The following is a 15,007-nucleotide window of genomic DNA, read 5'->3' on the forward strand; positions in this document are numbered from 1 at the left end:
CGTCCCGGCTGGGTATTTGTGTACCCCGGATCGTTCTTTTAGCAGGTCAGCGGGGGTGTGCCCGGGCGAAAAAGTCGGGTTTCGGCAGGAATGGCGGCTGTCGGCGGCACCGGGGAGAGTGGTGTTCACCAGGACATCGCCCGAGCAGGCTGCGGCTGCTCAGGCGGAACGTCCGGGACTGGGGGCGCGGGGAGGGGGTTTCAACCGCCTGGGGGTGGGTTGAAACCCCCTTCCCGCCCGTGCCCCCGGCGGGCTCAGGACGTGGTGCAGGCCCGGCCGTTGATCGAGATCGCCGTGGGCCTGGTGTTGGCCGCGCCGGACGTGCCGGTGAACCCGAACTCCGCGCTGCCGCCCGCCGGGATCGTCTTGTTCCAGCCCGCGTCCACCGCCGACACCGCCGTGCCGGTCTGGGTGACCTGCGCGTTCCACGCCTGCGTCACGCGCTGGCCGTCCGCGAACGTCCACGCCACCGTCCAGCCGGTCACCGCGGCCGTGCCGGTGTTGCCCACCTTGACCGAGGCCTGGAACCCGCCCTGCCACTGGTTCGTGACCGTGTAGGCCGCCGTGCACGAACCCGACGGCACCGGGGTGGTCGTCGTCGTGGGCGGTGTGGTCGGCGTCGTAGTGGTGGGCGTGGTGGTGGTCGTCGGCGGTGGCTCGGTGCCCCCGGAGTCGCCCACGATCACGCCGCGCCCGTTCGTGCCGACGTAGACCCGGCCGTACACCCGCGGGTCGCCGCTCAGCGCCGCGCCGATGTTGCCGTACTGGTGCCGGTCGTCGTTGATCCGCGTCCACGAGCCGCCCGCGTCGTCCGACCGGAAGATCCCGCGCACGCCCCCGATCTTCGCGATCGTGTATAACGTCGCATACGTCCGGCCGGTGGCGGCCTTGCCGAACCCGATGTTGTCGGCCTCGGTGACCCCGCTCAGCTTCGTGAAGGACGCTCCGGAGTCGGTCGAGTGCCAGAGGCCGTACGCCGTGCCGGAGCCGCCGGCGAGCCAGACGTCGCCGGTCACCCCGGGCATCGCCTTGAAGTGCGCGGAGCCGGTGGGCAGGCCGGTGGCCGCGGTCGCGGTGAAGGTCGCGCCGCCGTCGGTGCTGACGTAGAACTTCCCGGCGGCGAACCCGTAGAACCGCTTCGGGTCGACGCGGTCGGCCTCGACGACCGCGCCGGCCGGGATGCCCGCGGACGCCGTCCACGACGAACCGAAGCCGACCGAGTAGTTCACCGGGGTGCCGTCCGGGCTCCACACGAACCGGCTGCCGTCGGCGGCCGCGGCGACCGTGCCGCCGCTCGCGCCACCGGACGGCTCCGCGCCCTGGAACCAGTTCTTGCCGCCGTCGGTGGAGAAGGCGATCCGGTTGTCGTTCGGCCGCGCGCCGCGGTCGAGCGTGCCGGCGCGGACGATCGTCGCCGGGGTCAGCTCCGCGTAGTCGAGGCTCGTGGTCGTGGTGAAGACCGGCTGGGTGTACATGGTGGCCGGGACGGCGTCGAGGCTGTCGTGCCGGAACCCGCCGATGTCGCCGAGCCCGGAGAGCAGGGGAGCGCCCGACGGCGGGCTGATCAGGTCGAGCACCGCGGTCTCCTCGAGGCCGCCGACGACCGGTTTGAGCGTGAACTTCCCGCCGCTGTCCCACTTCGTGAGGTCGGTCGTCCCGTAGATCGTCGCGCCGGTGCCGTAGAGGAAGTGGTTCGAGTCGAAGGGGTCGATCTCCGCGGATTCGGTCATCCAGCCGAGCTTCGGCGACGGCACCGGGGGAGCGGCCTGGACGCCGAAGGTCAGCCACGGCACCGAAGAGATGTCCTGGGTGAACCGCTGCGACCGGTCGGGGTAGCTCGTGAAGTCCCAGATCCGCGTCCAGGTGGCGCCGCCGTCGGTGCTGCGGAAGAAGATCACGTCCGGCCACCACGACACCTGCGTGGCGACCATGAGCGTGTTCGGGTGCTGGCGGTCGATCGTCAGTCCGCTGTAGCCGAAGTAGTCGTCGGTGCTGTCGGACGGGATCGGGCTGATCCGCGTCCAGGTACCGGTCTTCGTGGCGTACTTCCAGACGTCGCCCTTGGCGCCGTCGTAGGGGCCGCCGGTGTCGCTGGTCGCGAGGTAGAGGTAGCCGCCGACCGGGTCGAGGACGCCCTTGTGCGCCAGGTACCCGGTGGGCTGGCCGGCCAGCCGCGCCCAGGTCGTGCCGCCGTCGGTGCTGCGGTAGACGGTGTTCTGCTTGTCCGCGACGCCGGCGTAGATGGTCTGCGTGGTGCTGCCGCGGGTGCCGGTCGACGGGTCGAACGTCACCCAGGTGACGCCTTCGTTGTCGCTGGAGTAGCCCGACGGGTCGCTCGGGTCGGGCGCGTAGTTGCCGGGGTTCGGGAAGGCCGTCACCTTCGCCCAGGTGACGCCGGAGTCGGTGCTGCGCCAGAGCCCGTTGCCGCTCGGGGCGCCGAGGTAGAGAACGCTGTCGCGGTTCGGGTCGATCGCGAGGCGCTCGCCCATGCCGCGGCCGGGCATGTTGCCGCCGAGCTTGAAGGGCAGCGCCGCGGCCTGCCAGGTGGCGCCGCGGTCGGCCGAACGGAGGATCGCGCCGTTGTTCGGGTCCCAGCTGTTGGTGTACATCCCGGCGGCGACGTAGACCCGGTCCGGGTCGACGGGGTCGGTGGCGAGGCTGACGACGCCGTTGTGGCCCCAGTCGGTCCAGCCGACGGAGTCCAGCAGCGGGAGCCAGCGCCCGGTCGAGGGGTTCCAGCGGTAGGCGCCGCCGATGTCGGTGCGCGCGTAGACCAGTCCGGGTTCGGTCTGGTTGAAGACGATGCCGGGGACGAACCCGCCGCCGCCGATTTCGGCGTTGCGCCACGTGTAGGCCGCCGCGGCGGCGGGGGCTTCCGGCGCGCCGGCGGTGATCGCGACGGCGGCCGGCAGGAGGAGGGCGAGCGCGGCCGCGAGGAGCCGGCGAGCCCTGGGTGCGCTGGGGGAAAGCAGTCGTCTCACGTCGGCCTCCACGGCTCTGGGAGCGCTTCCAGAGGGACGGTAAACCAGCGTTCGGAACGTTGTAAAGCGTTCGACGATTTCGTCGTCCGAAACTGTCCACAGTGGATTCGAAGGCGCTTGAGAGTGTGTCACGTATGTGAACGACGATCAGGTGACTGAATTGTTATCGCGCACGGCCTTGTCGGGCTTTTTCCGGCGTGTGAGTGTGGTGCCCGCTGGCTGGACTGGACCTACGAAAGAGGCGACCCGGCAATGACGCAGACAGCCCCGGCGCGGCACATCAGCCGGACCACTTTGTACTTCTTCGGCGCGCTCGGCGGCATCCTCTTCGGTTACGACCTCGGCGTCATCTCCGGGGTGCTCCCGTTCATCGGGAAACTGTGGGCGCTGACCAGCTGGGACAAGGGCGTGATCACCGCCAGCCTGTCGGTCGGTGCCATCGTCGGTGCGCTGTTCTCCAGCCGCACCAACGAAGCGCTCGGCCGCCGCCGCACGATCATGGTCGCCGCGGCGATCGTCATCGTGGGCACGCTGGCGGCGACGTTCTCGCCCACGTTCACGCTGCTGGTGCTTTCCCGCTTGATCATCGGCCTCGGCATCGGGCTTTCGTCGTCGACGGTCCCGACGTACTTGTCCGAACTGGCGCCGGCGCGGCTGCGCGGCGCGATGGGCGCGCTGAACCAGATCTTCATCGTCACCGGCATCCTGATCGCGTTCCTGGTCAGCTACTGGCTCGGGCCGATTTCGGCGTGGCGCTGGATGTTCGCCGGCGCGACCGTCCCCGCGGCGATCCTGCTCGTCGGGCTGGCGTTCCTGCCCGAGACACCGCGCTGGCTGGTCAAGAACGGCCGTGAGGAGGAGGCCCGGCGCGTGCTGGCCAGCGCCCACGGCAACTCCGTGAACCTCGACGAGGAGATCACGACCATCCGCGACGTCATCCGGATGGACACCGAGGAGAAGCCGCGCTTCCGCGACCTGTTCGCCGGCTGGGTGCGCCCGATGCTGTTCGTCGCGGTGCTGCTCGCGGTCGGCCAGCAGTTCAGCGGCGTCAACGCGATCAACGCCTACTTCCCGACGATGCTCATCGGCCTCGGCTTCGCCACGCAGGCGGCGCTGCTGTCCGGCGTGCTGCTGGGCGTGACGAAGTTCCTGTTCACCGCGTGGGTCGTGTTCGTGGTCGACCGCTGGGGCCGCAAACCGCTGCTGCTCATCGGCAACGTGATCATGGTGCTGACCCTCACCGCGGCGGGCCTGGTCGTGCTCAACGTCCACGACACGTCTCTGCGCGGCATCCTGATGCTGGTGATGATGGTGCTCTACCTGGTCGGCTACGAACTCGGCTGGGGCGCGGTCGTCTGGGTGATGATGTCCGAGGTCTTCCCGCTCAAGGTCCGCGCGGCGGGCATGGGCGTGAGCAGCGTGGTCCTCTGGGCCGCGACGGGCATCGTGAGCGCGGTGTTCCCGATCATCTCCGACCCGAAGTCCCTCGGCATCGGCGGCTCGATGTTCCTGTTCGCGGGCATCAACGTGGTGCTGTTCGGGCTCACGAAGTGGCTGGTCCCGGAGACGAAGGGCCGCTCGCTGGAGCAGATCGAGCTGGACCTGCGGGCGCGGCAAGGGGTGGCGGCCGAGAGCTGACCCGCCCGGCGGTGCCGCGAATGACTCATCCGGGACCTCTGACGTCCCGGATGAGTCATTCGCGACCTCCGTGAACCGGCTTCAGCCCACGGGTGCGGCCAAGCCCAGCTTGCCGGCGAGGCGGCCGACCCACGCTTCCACTTCCTCCGGCGCCCGGTCCGGCAGCCCGAAGATCGTCTCCGTCACCCCGAGCGCGTCCAGGTGCGCCAGCCGCGAAGGGTCCGGGCGCTCGCCCAGCGCGCAGATCCGCGGCGCTCCCGTGCGTCCCTCCGCGGCCCAGATCTCGTTCAGCAGCGCCACGTGCCCGTCCAGATCGGTGTCCGCCGGGGTCGTGATCCAGCCGTCCGCGTGGCGGGCGATCCAGCGGAACGTCTTCTCCGTCGGGCCCGCCCCGAGCAGCACCGGGACGTGCGCCTGGATCGGCTTGGGCCACGCCCAGCTCGGGCCGAACGACACGAACTCCCCGGCGTAGGCGGCTTCCTCCTCCGTCCACAGTGCACGCATCGCCTCGAGGTACTCGCGCAATGCCGTGCGGCGGCGGTTGCCGGGGACGCCGTGGTCGTTCAGCTCGTCGACGTTCCAGCCGAAGCCCGTGCCGAGCGTGACGCGGCCGCCGGAGAGGTGGTCGAGGCTCGCGATCGTCTTGGCCAGGGTGATCGGGTCGCTCTCCACCGGCAGGGCGACCGCCGTGGACAGCCTGATCCGCGACGTCACCGCCGCGGCCGTCGCCAGTGCGACCCACGGGTCGAGGGTGCGGCTGTAGCGGTCGTCGGGCAGGGACGCGTCGCCGGTGCGCGGGTGCGGTGACTCCCGCTTGACCGGGATGTGCGTGTGCTCGGGTACGTAGAAGGTGGCGAACCCGGCGGCTTCCGCGACACGCGCGGCGGCCGCCGGGGTGATGCCCCGGTCGCTGGTGAACAGCACGATTCCGTAGTCCACGGAGCGAGCGTATTAGAACGTGTTTCAGTTTTCAAGGTTGCCGCTCGCTCGCGGGGGGTCGCCGGTCGAGTACGGTTGGTGACCGGGTCCACGACCGGTCGAGCGGCTCTGGACGCGCGGCGGGTGCGCAGGCGGGGAGCAGTGCGACGGAGGGCGTCACGGGCACGGTGGGTGGGTCCGCGACCGAACGGGGAGGCGACGTGTCAATCCTTTGTGGACGGAGAGTGTCCCAGCCAGTGGACGCCCGGGCGGGGCGGGATGGCGTGCGCGGCCCGGGATCCGATACCGTGGACCACAGGCCGAGAGGCGCTGCAACGGACCACCGGGTCCGCCACGCTCGGCCGGGATTGACCAACCAAGGGCGCCTCCCGACAAAGGGAGGCTGCCGGTGAGTACCCCGCGAGAGTCCGAGGCGCGCCTGCGCGAGCTGTTCGACCAGCGGGTGGCGGTGCTGGACGGCGCCTGGGGCACCATGTTGCAAGGTGCCGGGCTGACCCCCGCCGACTACCGCGGCGACCGCTTCGGCGAGCACACCCACGACGTCACCGGCGACCCCGACCTCCTCAACCTCACCCGCCCGGACGTCATCCTCGACGTCCACCGCCAGTACCTGGCCGCGGGCGCGGACATCACCACGACGAACACCTTCACCGCCACCAGCATCGGCCAGGCCGACTACGGGCTGCAGGACCACGTCCACGAGATGAACGTCCGCGGCGCGCAGCTCGCCCGCCAGGCCGCCGACGAAGCGGGCGGCAAGTTCGTCGCCGGCTCGATCGGTCCGCTCAACGTCACGCTCAGCCTGTCGCCGAAGGTCGACGACCCGGCGTACCGCGCGGTCACGTTCGAGCAGGTCAAGGCCGCGTACGCGGAGCAGATCGCCGGCCTCGCCGAGGGCGGCGTCGACCTGCTGCTCGTCGAGACGATCTTCGACACCCTGAACTGCAAGGCCGCGATCGCCGCCGCCCGCGAGGTGGCGCCGGACCTGCCGCTGTGGATCTCGGTGACCATCGTCGACCTGAGCGGCCGGACGCTCTCGGGCCAGACCGTCGAGGCGTTCTGGAGCTCGATCGAGCACGCGAAACCGCTGGTCGTGGGCGTGAACTGCTCGCTGGGTGCCGAGGAGATGCGCCCGCACGTCGAGGAGCTCGCCCGGATCGCCGACGCCTACGTCGCCTGCCACCCCAACGCCGGGCTGCCCAACGCCTTCGGCGGGTACGACCAGACGCCCGAGGAGACCGCCGGGCTGATCGGCGGGTTCGCCCGCGACGGCCTGGTCAACCTGGTCGGCGGCTGTTGCGGCACGACGCCGGCGCACATCGAGAAGATCGCGGCGGCCGCGAAGGGGATCGGCCCGCGCGAGGTCCCCGCGCCGCGCACGCACACCCGGTTCAGCGGGCTCGAGCCGTTCGGCATCGGCCCGGACACCGGGTTCGTGATGATCGGCGAGCGCACCAACGTCACCGGCTCCAAGCGGTTCCGCCGGCTCATCGAGTCCGACGACCACCAGGCCGCCGTGGACGTCGCGCTGGAGCAGGTCCGCGGCGGGGCCAACCTGCTCGACGTCAACATGGACGCCGACCTGCTCGACTCCGAGCAGGCGATGACCACGTTCCTCAACCTGATCGCCACCGAGCCCGAGGTGGCCCGGATCCCGGTGATGGTCGACAGCTCCAAGTGGACCGTGCTCGAAGCCGGGCTGCGCTGCCTGCAGGGCAAGGGCGTGGTCAACTCGATCAGCCTCAAGGAGGGCGAGGAGCCCTTCCTGGCCCAGGCCCGCACCATCCGCAACTACGGCGCCGGCGTCGTCGTGATGGCCTTCGACGAGCAGGGCCAGGCCGACACCGCTGACCGCAAGGTCGAGATCTGCGGCCGCGCGTACGACATCCTCACGCAGAAGGCCGGCTTCGCGGGCGAGGACATCATCTTCGACCCGAACGTCCTGGCCGTCGCGACCGGCATCGCCGAGCACAACGGCTACGCGAAGGCGTTCATCGACGCCCTGCCCCGGATCAAGGAACGCTGCCCGGGCGTCCACATCTCCGGCGGCATCTCGAACCTGTCGTTCTCCTTCCGCGGCAACGACGTCGTCCGCGAGGCGATGCACTCGGCGTTCCTGTTCCACGCCGTGCAGGTCGGCCTGGACATGGGCATCGTCAACGCCGGCCAGCTCGCGGTCTACCAGGACATCCCGAAGGACCTCCTCGAACTGGTCGAGGACGTGCTCTTCGACCGCCGCGAAGACGCGACAGACCGGCTGGTGGCCTTCGCCGAGAACGTCAAGGGCAGCGGCACCAAGCGCGTCGTCGACCTCACCTGGCGCGAAGGTACGGTCGGGGAGCGGCTGTCCCACGCACTGGTCCACGGCATCGTCGACTTCATCGAGGACGACACCGAAGAGGCGCGGCAGCAGCTGGCCCGCCCCCTCGACGTCATCGAGGGCCCGCTGATGGACGGCATGAAGATCGTCGGCGACCTGTTCGGCTCCGGCAAGATGTTCCTGCCGCAGGTGGTCAAGAGCGCACGCGTGATGAAGCGGTCCGTCGCCTACCTCGAGCCGTTCATGGAGGCGGAGAAGGAGAAGGCGCGCCAGGAGGGCCGGCTCGCCTCGACCGGCGGCCAGGGCAAGATCGTGCTCGCCACGGTGAAGGGCGACGTCCACGACATCGGCAAGAACATCGTCGGGGTCGTACTGGGCTGCAACAACTACGAGGTGATCGACCTCGGCGTGATGGTGCCCGCCGGCAAGATCCTCGACACCGCGGTCACCGAAGGTGCCGACGCCGTCGGGTTGTCCGGCCTGATCACGCCGTCGCTCGACGAGATGGTCGCCGTCGCCACCGAGATGCAGCGGCGCGGGCTGAAGCTGCCGCTGCTGATCGGCGGCGCCACGACGTCGCGCCAGCACACCGCGGTCAAGATCGCCCCGGTCTACGACAACGTGACCGTGCACGTGCTGGACGCCTCCCGCGTGGTCGGCGTGGTGTCGGACCTGCTCGACGCGGACCGGTCCATCGTGCTGGCCGAGAAGAACCGGGCCGACCAGGAGGTGCTGCGCGAGCAGCACGCGAACAAGCAACGCCGCCCGATGCTCACGCTGGAGCAGGCCCGCGCGAACCCGGAGAAGGTGTCGTTCGACGGCCTGCCGACCCCGGCGTTCACCGGCCGCCGCGTCGTCGAGCCGAGCATCGCCGAGCTGCGCGAGATGGTCGACTGGCAGTTCCTGTTCCTCGCCTGGGAGCTCAAGGGCAAGTACCCGGCCATCCTGGAGCAGCCGGTCGCCCGTGAGCTGTTCGACGACGCGAACACGCTGCTCGACGAGATCATCGCGAACGGCAGCTTCCGCGCGAAGGGCGCGTACGCGTTCTGGCCGGCGCACCGCGAAGGCGACGACATCCGGCTCGACGGCGACTACGCGCACGTCGGCTTCCCGATGCTGCGGCAGCAGACGTCGAAGCCGCTGGACCGCGCGAACCGCTGCCTCGCCGACTACATCGCCCCGGCGGGCGATCACCTCGGCGGCTTCGCGGTCACCATCCACGGCGCCGACGAGCTCGCCGCGAAGTACGAAGCCGAGCAGGACGACTACAAGGCGATCATGGTCAAGGCGCTGGCGGACCGGCTCGCCGAGGCCTTCGCCGAGCACATCCACCTGCGGGCGCGCCGCGACTGGTTCGAGCCGGACGCCGAGCCGTTGCTGGCGGACCTGCACGCGGAGCGGTTCCGCGGCATCCGCCCGGCGCTCGGCTACCCGGCCAGCCCCGACCACAGCCAGAAGCGGGAGCTGTTCGAGCTGCTGGAGTCGGACGAGCTGGGCATGGCGCTGACGGAGTCGTTCGCGATGACGCCGGCGGCCAGCGTGTCCGGGCTGATCTTCGCGCACCCGGACTCGAAGTACTTCACCGTCGGGCGGCTCGGCCGCGACCAGATCGAGGACTACGCGCGCCGCAAGGGCGTCGAGGTCGCCGAGGTCGAGCAATGGCTGCGCCCCAACCTGGCCTACGAGCCCGGGGCGTAGTCCTTCAGCTCGATGTCGGTGGCGAACCTGTCGGTCGCCTTGAGCATCAGGCCGAGCAGGAAGCGGGACTTGAACGTCCAGTCCCGCAGCTTGATCCGCAGCGGTGACGGCGGCGCGAGGAACGGGCCCGCGCTGCCGCGTTGCGAGATCTTGGCGTAGCCGCGGAACTGTTCTTCGTAGCGCGCGAAGGCCACGCGGTGGTCGCCGCCGGCGGCGAGGAGCTCCCCGGCGAGGACGTACGCGCCGACCAGCGCCAGCCCGGTCCCGAACCCGCCGAGGGTGTTGCCGTAGGCCGCGTCGCCCAGCAGCACGACGCGGCCGCGGGAGTAGCGGTCGATCGTGACGCGGCTGAGCGAATCCAGGTAGAACTCGCGGGCTTCGGGGACCTTGGCGATCAGTTCGGGCACCCGCCAGCCGGCTCCCCGGTAGGCGTCGGCCAGCAGTTTCCGCTGCCGCGCGGTGTCCGTGCGGTCGTAGGCCGGCTCCGGCGAGGCGAAGACGAAGAACGCCGACGCCTTCGGGCCGCCGACGGCGGTCATCCGGCCCGGCTCGTTGTACATCACCGCGTCGCCGTCGGCGACGTCCTCGCCCAGCTCGGCCAGCGCGTAGTGGTACCCGAGGTACTCGACGTAGTCGCGTTCCGGGCCGAACGCCAGCCGCCGGACGTTCGAGTGGATGCCGTCGGCGCCGACGACCAGGTCGAACCGGCGCGGCTCGGCGGTGGCGAAGGTGACGTCGACGCCGTCCGCGGTCTCGGTCAGCGCCGTGATGGTGTCCCCGAAGAGGTATTCGCAGTCGCTGTGCGCGTAGAGGATTTCGGCCAGGTCGCCGCGGCGGATCTCGATGTCGCCGCCGGTGAACTCGCCGGGGATGACCGCCCGCGGCTTGCCGGCGGCGTCGATGATCGTCTGGTCCTGCCCGCCGGTCTGGCGCGCGAGGACGTCGTCGAGGATGCCCATCCGGTCGAGCACGCTCCGGTGGGTGGCGCCCTTGAAGTCGACCGCCTGCCCGCCGGGCCGCACCGCCGGAGCGCGTTCGACGACGGTGACGGTGCAGCCGTAGCGGGTCAGCCAGTGGGCGAGCGCGGGCCCGGCGATGCTGGCGCCGGAGATCAGGACGGTGAGGTTCTTCATGCCGCCGAGCTTCGCCAGGGACGCTTACCGGTCCCTGACGAAGCGCTGACGGCTATTCGGCGGCGCCGGTCAGCAGCGACTGGTACCAGGCGTCGTACGGGTGGTTCGTCGCCGGGTAGTTCGCCAGCGGCGTCGTCGCCTGGCTCGCCGAGTCGAAGTCCCAGCCGCGGACGAGCTTGCCCGACTGGCGGGCCGAGGTGATGAACGCCGACTCCGTCGCGGGCGCTCCGTAGAACAGCGCGCCCTGCTGCAGCTCCGCGCTGTCGCCCTGCTGGAACTCGTCGAACGCGACCTGCCGGTAGCGGATCCGGTCGCCGGTGACGCTCGCGGTGTCCGCGCGCAGGGTGTTCGACGGCGTCGGCCCGTCGGCGCCGGTCCACACCCGCACGCGCCGGGAGCCGCTGGTGGCGGTGTCCTTGGCGAAGCGCGCGTCGGACGTCTTGGCGTTGCCGGTCCAGGCGACCGTCGTGGCCGACAGGGTGCCGGTCCAGTTCCAGTTCTGGCTGCCGCTCTGGCTCTGGTGGATCTCCCGCAGGTGCGTCGCGTCGGTGAACGCGACGGTCGGCTGCACGCCGTTGTCGTACTGGTGGGACGCCTGCCAGGTGAGCTCGCCGTCCGCGCCGAGCTTGCCGACGTGGTACCAGAGCGTGGTCGCGGTCTGCGACTGGTGGACCTCGACGAGGTCACCGTTGTCGTTCAGCGCGACGGCCGGGGTCTGCCCGCTGTCGTACTTCCCGTGCCGCAGCCAGGTGACCCGGCCGTCGGCGCCGTAGGTGCCCGTCCAGTACCAGAGCGCGCCGCCGCCGGAGTCGTGCACCTCGACGAGCTGGCCGCGTCCGTTGAGCGCGACCGCGGGGTGGTAGCCGACGTCCCTCTTGTACTCGGCGCGGCTGGTGCCGTCGCCGGACAGCAGCGGCAGTACACGCCCGCGCAGCGCGTCCACGGTCGGCTGCCCGGCGGGGTAGTCCTGCGCCCGCAGCAGCCGGCTGCCGAAGACGGACTCCAGCTCCTGGTTGACGGCGGTGAGGTTGCCCGCCGCGAACGAGGGGTTGTCGGTCAGGTTGTCCTTGAGGTCGAGCATGACGACGATCGGCGCGGCGGCCGGGTGCTGCGCCGACCAGGTGTTCACCGCCGTCAGCCAGTCGCGCAGGTCGTTCGACGCCGGGTTGCCGCCGCTGTGGTCGACGAGGTTGCCGGGGGAGTCGTGGCCGACCCCGTAGTCGTGGGTGCTCGCGTAGCCGTTGTCGTGGACGTCGAGCTCGATGAACCGGACGCCGTGGTCGAGCTGGTAGGCGATCGAGTTCTTGGCGCCGTCGACGGTGCCCGAATAGCTGTTGTGCGTCGCCCGGAACACCGAAGCGGTGAACGGCGGGCTCGCGGCGTGGGCCGTGCCGGTCAGCAGCGCGGTGGTGGTGAGCGCGGCGACGGCCAGTGCGGGCAGGCGGATCATCCTCGGGTCCTCACGTCGGGGAACGGGGTGTGCCCATCCTGGCCGTTGTGCGAGTGGTTGTCTTGAATTCCGTGAAAACGGTTGATCACGGTGTCGGGATAATACCCGGAAAATGCTCACGGAATAGCAGATCAAGTGTCCGATGTGTCGGGTTTGTCGAGCCGCTTGGCGAATTATGCCAAATCGCTTCGCGCATTCGGGTACTTGGCGGGCCCCTTCGTTGTCATTATCCGGAGAACAGCTGTGCGCGGGTGGGGAGGCAGTGGGTGTGGCGAACGACTGGCCGCTGGTCGGCCGCGAACAAGAGCTGGCGTTCGCGCGCCGGGCGTTGGCCGACGCCGAGGTGTGCGGCCTGCTGCTGACCGGGCGCGCCGGCGCCGGCAAGACCCGCTTGGCCAAGGTGCTGCTGGCCGAACTGGCCGCCGGCGGAGCGCGCACGCACTGGGTGCGCGCGATGTCGTCGGCGTCGACGATCCCGTTCGGCGCCTTCGCCCACCTCCTGCCAGGCAGCGCCGACGGCACGGCGGACCGCGCGCACCGGCTGAACCAGGTCGCGGGTCACCTCACCCGCGGCGCGGAAGGGCGGCGGCTGGTGCTCTGCGTCGACGACGCGCACCTGCTCGACGACCTGTCCGCGACCCTGGTGCACCAGCTGGCCGCGACGGCGTCGGCGTTCGTCATCGTGATCGCGCCGCACGGCGTGAGCGTGCCCGACCCGGTGTTCGCGATGTGGAAGGACCGCGTCGCCGAGCGCCTCGACGTCGGCGAGCTGAGCCGAGCGCAGACCATCGAGCTGATCACCGCGGCGCTGGGCGGGCGGCTGGAGGACGGCGCGGAGCACCGGCTGTGGCACCTGAGCCTCGGGAACCCGCTGTTCCTGCGCGAACTCGTCCAAGGCGGGCTCGACAGCGGTTCGCTGGCGGCCACGGACGGGCTGTGGCGGTGGAGCGGCGCGCTTACCGCGACCCCGAGGCTGGTCGAGCTGATCGAAACCCGCACCGACCGCGTCGACGCCGACGAACGCCGATTGCTGGAACTGCTGGCGTTCGGGGGGCCGCTGGGCTGCGAACCGCTGGTCCGGCTGGGCGCCGCGAACGTCCTCGCGGCGGCCGAGCGGGCCGGGCTCGTCGTTTCGGAACGCACCGGGCGGCGGCTGAACGTCCGCCTGGCGCACCCGCTCTACGCCGAGGTGATCCGGCGCCGGACGTCGCCGCTGCGGCAGCGCGACACCTACCGCATCCTGGCCAGGACGCTCGACATGACCGGCGCCCGGCGCGCCGAGGACAAGCCGCGGCTGGTCCGCTGGCGGCTGGCCGCCGGGCTGCCGACCGACCCCCAGCTCGTCCGCGCAGCTGCGGAGACGTTGCTGCGCAAGGACTTCCCGCAGGCCGAGCAGCTGGCCGCGGAAGCCGTCCGGCTCGGCGGCGGGTTCGCCGGGAAGTACCTGCTGGCCCAGGTCCGGATCGCGGGCGGGCGGCACGCGGACGCCGACGCGCTGCTGGCGGAGCTCGCCGGTGAGACGGTGTCGGACGCCCAGCACGCGCGGGTCGCCGGGACGCGGGCGCGGAACCTGGCGTTCGGCCTGAACCGCTTCGCCGAGGCGGAAGCCGTCCTGGACACGGCGGAGACGGCGGTGTCCGGCCCGGCCGACGAACTGGTGGTCGCCCGTGCGGCCCTGCGCGCGGCGGAAGGTGCGTGCCGCGCGGCGCTGGACCTGCTCGGCCCGGTGCTGGACCGCAACCCCCGCGGCGACGCGCTGCGCCTCGGCGCGCTGGTCGTGGCGGCCGGGGCGCTGGCCGAGTCCGGCCGCACGGAGGCGTGCCTCGGCGTCGTCGAGGAAGGACTGGCGATCGCGGTCGCCGACGCGTCCGCGCCGGGCGCCCGCGTCCGGCTGGAGCACGCGCGGGTGGTGGCGCTGTGCCGGGCGGGCCGGCTGGAAGAGGCCGAGGACCTGGCGGGCGAGGACTACCGGGACGCGGTCGGCGACCGCTGGGGCCCGGCACTGGCGGCCGCGGCGGCGTCCCTCGGCACGGTCGCGCTGGCGTACGGGAACGTGCGCGGGGCGATCCGGCGGCTGCGCGAAGCCTTGGCGGTGGAGGGACACGACCAGCCGCACGAGTTCCGTCCCGCGGTCCTGGGCGCGCTGGCCCGGGCGTCGGCGATGGCCGGGCAGGTCGTGGAGGCGGACCTGCCGGGCCCGCTCGGCCGCTGGGCGGCGGCCTGGACAGCGGCATCCCGCGGCGAGCTGACCCGCGCGGCGGCACTGGCGTCGGAGGCGGCGGCCGAGGCGGAGTCGACGGGCCGGTCGGCGATCGCGGCCGAGATCCGGCACGACGTGGTCCGCTTCGGCGTCCCTTCGTTCGGTTCGGACCTGGAGGGTCCGCTGGTGGCGTGCTATTCGGCGCACGCACGGGCGCTGTCCTCAGGGGACGCGGTCGCGCTGGACGCGGTGGCGACGGCGTTCGCCGACATCGGGGCGCGCCTGCTCGCGGCGGAGGCAGCGGCGGAGGCGGCCCGGGCCCACCGGGCGGCGGGCAAACTGGGGAGCGCGGTCGGTGCCGCCCAGCGCGCACAGTCGTGGCTGGTGTCCTGTGAGGACGCCGCGACGCCGGCGCTGGCGTCGCTGGACACCCCGCTCGACCTGACGGTCCGGGAGCTGGAGATCGCCCGCCTGGTGGCGACGGGCTTGACGAGCCGCGCGGTGGCGGACCGCCTGGTGGTGTCGGTGCGGACGGTGGACAACGTGCTGCACGGTGTCTACGCGAAGCTGGGTATTTCGGGACGGCGCGAGCTGGCTTCGGTGGTGGGGCAACCGGAGCCGGAGAGTAGCGCTTCGGCCGGCCCGTAG

7 protein-coding genes and 1 riboswitch are annotated in these 15,007 nt (G+C 71.4%); of the genes, 3 read left to right on the top strand and 4 right to left on the bottom strand.

The window, feature by feature from the left end; genetic code table 11:
* Positions 1 to 254: 254 nt before the first annotated feature.
* Positions 255 to 2,981 (bottom strand): cellulose binding domain-containing protein, encoded by a 2,727-nt coding sequence (locus ACLJQM_RS40570; RefSeq protein ID WP_410635648.1) that lies wholly within the window; start codon positions 2,979 to 2,981, stop codon positions 255 to 257.
* A 252-nt stretch (positions 2,982 to 3,233) separates the two neighbouring features.
* Here ACLJQM_RS40570 and ACLJQM_RS40575 point away from each other — a divergent pair, with 252 nt between their 5' ends.
* Positions 3,234 to 4,619, top strand: coding sequence for a sugar porter family MFS transporter (locus tag ACLJQM_RS40575; RefSeq protein ID WP_410635649.1), 1,386 nt, complete (start codon positions 3,234 to 3,236; stop codon positions 4,617 to 4,619).
* Positions 4,620 to 4,700: 81 nt separating this feature from the next.
* Here ACLJQM_RS40575 and ACLJQM_RS40580 read toward each other — a convergent pair whose 3' ends face one another.
* Complete coding sequence (locus ACLJQM_RS40580; RefSeq protein ID WP_360770617.1) at positions 4,701 to 5,558, bottom strand: TIGR03619 family F420-dependent LLM class oxidoreductase; 858 nt, start codon at positions 5,556 to 5,558, stop codon at positions 4,701 to 4,703.
* A gap of 295 nt (positions 5,559 to 5,853) precedes the next feature.
* Positions 5,854 to 5,932: riboswitch (S-adenosyl-L-homocysteine riboswitch) on the top strand.
* Between the two features lie 14 nt (positions 5,933 to 5,946).
* Here ACLJQM_RS40580 and metH point away from each other — a divergent pair.
* On the top strand, positions 5,947 to 9,576 hold the full coding sequence (gene metH / locus ACLJQM_RS40585; RefSeq protein ID WP_360770619.1) for a methionine synthase: 3,630 nt from the start codon (positions 5,947 to 5,949) through the stop codon (positions 9,574 to 9,576).
* On the opposite strand, the gene ACLJQM_RS40590 is transcribed toward metH, so the two are convergent.
* Both ACLJQM_RS40590 and ACLJQM_RS40595 read right to left on the bottom strand, forming a co-directional pair.
* Positions 9,558 to 10,709 (bottom strand): FAD-dependent monooxygenase, encoded by a 1,152-nt coding sequence (locus ACLJQM_RS40590; protein ID WP_410635650.1) that lies wholly within the window; start codon positions 10,707 to 10,709, stop codon positions 9,558 to 9,560. The two genes, metH and ACLJQM_RS40590, sit on opposite strands and share 19 nt — an antisense overlap.
* 52 nt (positions 10,710 to 10,761) lie before the next feature.
* The gene (locus ACLJQM_RS40595; protein WP_410635651.1) at positions 10,762 to 12,159 is read right to left on the bottom strand and encodes a hypothetical protein; all 1,398 of its coding nucleotides are present in this window, start codon (positions 12,157 to 12,159) and stop codon (positions 10,762 to 10,764) included.
* A 268-nt stretch (positions 12,160 to 12,427) separates the two neighbouring features.
* On the opposite strand from ACLJQM_RS40595, the gene ACLJQM_RS40600 reads away from it, so the two are divergent.
* Positions 12,428 to 15,007 carry an AAA family ATPase gene (locus ACLJQM_RS40600; protein WP_410635653.1) on the top strand — a complete coding sequence of 860 codons (2,580 nt, stop codon included), beginning with the start codon at positions 12,428 to 12,430 and terminating at the stop codon, positions 15,005 to 15,007.

It is taken from the genome of Amycolatopsis sp. cmx-4-83, from assembly GCF_046548815.1.
GTDB lineage: Bacteria > Actinomycetota > Actinomycetes > Mycobacteriales > Pseudonocardiaceae > Amycolatopsis > Amycolatopsis pretoriensis_A.

What these genes read in the sequence shown, in the direction of transcription:
- ACLJQM_RS40575 (WP_410635649.1), top strand. Translation starts at nt 3,234, where the DNA reads ATGACGCAGACAGCCCCGGCGCGGCACATCAGCCGGACCACTTTGTAC.
- ACLJQM_RS40590 (WP_410635650.1), bottom strand. Translation starts at nt 10,709, where the DNA reads ATGAAGAACCTCACCGTCCTGATCTCCGGCGCCAGCATCGCCGGGCCC.
- ACLJQM_RS40595 (WP_410635651.1), bottom strand. Translation starts at nt 12,159, where the DNA reads ATGATCCGCCTGCCCGCACTGGCCGTCGCCGCGCTCACCACCACCGCG.